The organism is Frankia sp. CgJB1 (assembly GCF_977947065.1).
In genome coordinates, this window is sequence record NZ_CDWTNB010000258.1 from 1,923 (window position 1) to 4,729 (window position 2,807).

The window sequence follows — 2,807 nt, forward strand, 5'->3', positions numbered from 1 at the left end:
TGCGGTGGTGCTGGGGGTGCTGGTGGTGCTGGTGGTGCTGGTGGTGCTGGTGGTGCTGGTGGTGCTGGTGGTGCTGGTGGTGCTGGTGGTGCTGGCGGCACCCTATACATCCGGTTGGGTGCCACGACCAGAACCGTCCAGTTCGGGCCCGCGGACGCCGGGCCCGCGGACGCTCCTGGGATCACGCACACCTTCACGGTGACGACCGGCACCCCGCTCGGACCGGACGAGTTCGGCATCGCCGGTGCGACGCTGCCCGACGAGCTCGTCGTCGGGTTCACCGTGCCGACGGGAGCCGGTGCGGCACGCTGGGAGGAGCGGATCCCGCTGGCCCGGCGTCCCTCCGGAGAGCTGGCCCTGCTCGTGCCCGGCCTGGGCTGGCGTCAGGTGCCGAACCGGCCCGGAGCGGGATGGCTGCCCGCCCCGGTCCGTCCGGCGCTGGTCGTCTCGGTCGGTGCGACGTGACCGGGGAACGGATCGTGACCAGATAATTCGATGGATTTGACCGGTGCGGCGCCGGGGTCAGACCCAAATCCGCCAGTAGCGTGATGGTGGTTGTTTGCCGGTCGGTTTTGTGATCGAAATCGGCGGGGAGGGCTTCCCGGCCGGTTTCGGGTACGCCGAGGGCCCGGATGTCGCTCCGGGCGGGCGGCCGGGGTCCTTTCCGGGGTGTGGGGGTGGCTGTGAGGTCGGGGTGGGGTGGTCGTGGAGGAGGCGGAGGCAGGTGGCGACGGCCTGTTCCCAGGGCTGGATGATCGTCGTGGAGGCGAGGATCTGCTCGGCGGCGTGATGGTCTTGACGAGCGTGGTGGGCGAGGATCGCGGTCTGGCGGCCGTCGAGGAGACGTCGCCCGAGGCCTTTGTGGCGGTGAAGGTGGTCGAGGGCTTCGGCCCAGCGGCCGGTGCGGGTCAGGGCGCGTGTTCCGTCGGCGAGCAGGACGGTCCACAGCCAGCTGACGACTTGGGGATGGTCAGCGGCGGTGACGAGGTCGTTGAACGCGAAGGGTCGGCCATCGAGAGTGGCCTCGGCTTTCGCTGCGACGGTGCCGTAGAGCGCGGCGAGGAGGCGGTAGGCGCCGAGACCGTCACCGGTGCGTAGCCGCAGACGAGCGAGGTTGATCAAGGGTTGGAGGGCGAGTTTCGCCGTTGCCCCGTCGAGAGGGCGGTGGAACGAAAGCGTGTCGATTTGGCGCCATCAGAGGCGGTGGGCGAGGTCAGGTAGTCCGCAGTCGCTGGCGATCAGCGCTGCGAGGTTGTGTGCTTCGGCGGCGCGCAGCAGTGCGTTGTCGCCGCCCTCGGCGGCTTGGGCGGCGAGGGCGGCGACGTGGGCGATCCGGGCGTCGAGGGCTGGGCAGAATGGCCGGTCACGGGGGACGAGGGGAAACCGTGGGGCGACGAGGGCGAACGCCGTGGGTGCCGCATCCGTCGACGTGGTGAGGGCCATCGGGTGGTGCCTCGTCTTCAGGGCTGCCAGCGGACGGTGAGTCGGCTGTTCGGCCGGTCGATGCGGTGTCCGGCGACGGTCTGGTCGTCCGGGGTGTCCGCGGAATGGGCGGTGACGACAGGTTCGGCGAGGCCATCTTTGCGCCACTGGTGCAGCAGGTCGGTGAGGTGCGCGGCGAGGGTGGCCGCGTGGGGGCCGTGGGCGGTGACGCCGAGTTCGTCGGCGTCGGGTGCGAGGGGGCGCAGGGTGATGTAGGCGATGGTGGTGCCGTCGTGGATGGTGGCTCCGGCCCAGCGTCGCGTCGGGGCGAGCGGGCTGTCAGGGCGGACGGTGGTGTCGACGGCGAGGCGGCCGAACCGGGCGCCGGCGGTGACGAGCCACAGATCGAGGTGCGCGGTCGGTTCGTCGTCGTGGATCGTCAACCCGGTCCACAGGCTGTGGGGTGGGCTGGCCGCCGCGGCGCGCAGCGCGGTCTCGTCGGCGGGGTCGTGGTCGTCGACGCGCAGAGCGACGCCGTCCGCGAGGGTGAGGGCGTGGCCGGTGTGGGCGTCGGTGCCGCGTAGGGGGACGAAGCCGCAGACGAGCGCCGAGCGGCTGACCAGCCGGCCCGGCCCGACCGCGTCGAGCGGGAGGGAGCGGGTGAGGCCGCTTCCGTGCAGACGCAAGGGGACGATGATGCGGCCAGCGGGGGCGAGCTGGTCCCACCAGCCCTTGGCCAGGTCCCAGGCCCCGGCCGTGATCACGATCCGATCGTAGGACGCCCCGCCCAGGTGGCCCGCCGCACCATCCCCATGGACGACGTCCACGTGCTCATAGCCGGCTGTGGTCAGCGCGGTGCGCGCGCCTGCGGCGAGTTCCTCGTCGATCTCGATGGTGGTCACCTGGCCGGTCGGGCCGGTGAGCTCGGCCAGGAGCGCGGCGTTGATGCCGGTGGCGGTGCCGATCTCTAGGACGCGGTGGCCGGGTTGGACGTCGGCCTGTTCGAGCATGGCGGCGACGAGGCTGGGCTGGGAGGCCGAGGACAGCGCAGTGCCGTCGGGGGCACAGCGGGTGACGACGACCTGTGGGGCGTAGGCGGTTTCCAGGTCGACGTCGGGCAGGAACAGGCGCCGCGGGACCGTGCGGAACGCGGCTTCGACCTGGGCGGTTCGGAACGTGCCCCAGCGATGGATGTCGGCGACCAGGTTGTCGCGGAGCTGCTCGGGGGTGCGGGTGGTCATCGTGGTCACCGTTCGTCAGGGATCGGGCCGAGGTCATCGAAGATGATGTCGGCGGCGGTGTGGGCGAGCTGCGCCTGGTCGGAGGCGGGGATGCCGAGACGGTTCCAGGCGAACAGGATGTGGTGGGCGAGAACCGCGCGGAGG

At 71.6% G+C, this 2,807-nt stretch carries 5 protein-coding genes; 3 read left to right on the forward strand and 2 right to left on the reverse strand.

The window, feature by feature from the left end; genetic code table 11:
- The 3 genes from AC08OT_RS19475 to AC08OT_RS19485 form a co-directional block, all read left to right on the forward strand.
- On the forward strand, window positions 1-202 hold a 202-nt coding region (locus tag AC08OT_RS19475; RefSeq protein WP_476603162.1), incomplete at its 5' end, for a hypothetical protein.
- Complete coding sequence (locus AC08OT_RS19480; RefSeq protein ID WP_476594776.1) at window positions 199-465, forward strand: hypothetical protein; 267 nt, start codon at window positions 199-201, stop codon at window positions 463-465. The genes AC08OT_RS19475 and AC08OT_RS19480, both read left to right, overlap by 4 nt.
- A gap of 240 nt (window positions 466-705) precedes the next feature.
- Window positions 706-1,098 carry a hypothetical protein gene (locus AC08OT_RS19485; RefSeq protein ID WP_462188802.1) on the forward strand — a complete coding sequence of 131 codons (393 nt, stop codon included), beginning with the start codon at window positions 706-708 and terminating at the stop codon, window positions 1,096-1,098.
- Window positions 1,099-1,194: 96 nt separating this feature from the next.
- On the opposite strand, the gene AC08OT_RS19490 is transcribed toward AC08OT_RS19485, so the two are convergent.
- Window positions 1,195-1,443, reverse strand: a complete 249-nt coding sequence (locus tag AC08OT_RS19490) for a hypothetical protein (protein ID WP_476603163.1) — start codon at window positions 1,441-1,443, stop codon at window positions 1,195-1,197.
- A gap of 17 nt (window positions 1,444-1,460) precedes the next feature.
- Entirely contained in the window at window positions 1,461-2,663 is a 1,203-nt protein-coding gene (fxlM, locus tag AC08OT_RS19495) for a methyltransferase, FxLD system (RefSeq protein ID WP_476603164.1), read from the reverse strand.
- Between the last annotated feature and the right edge of the window lie 144 nt (window positions 2,664-2,807).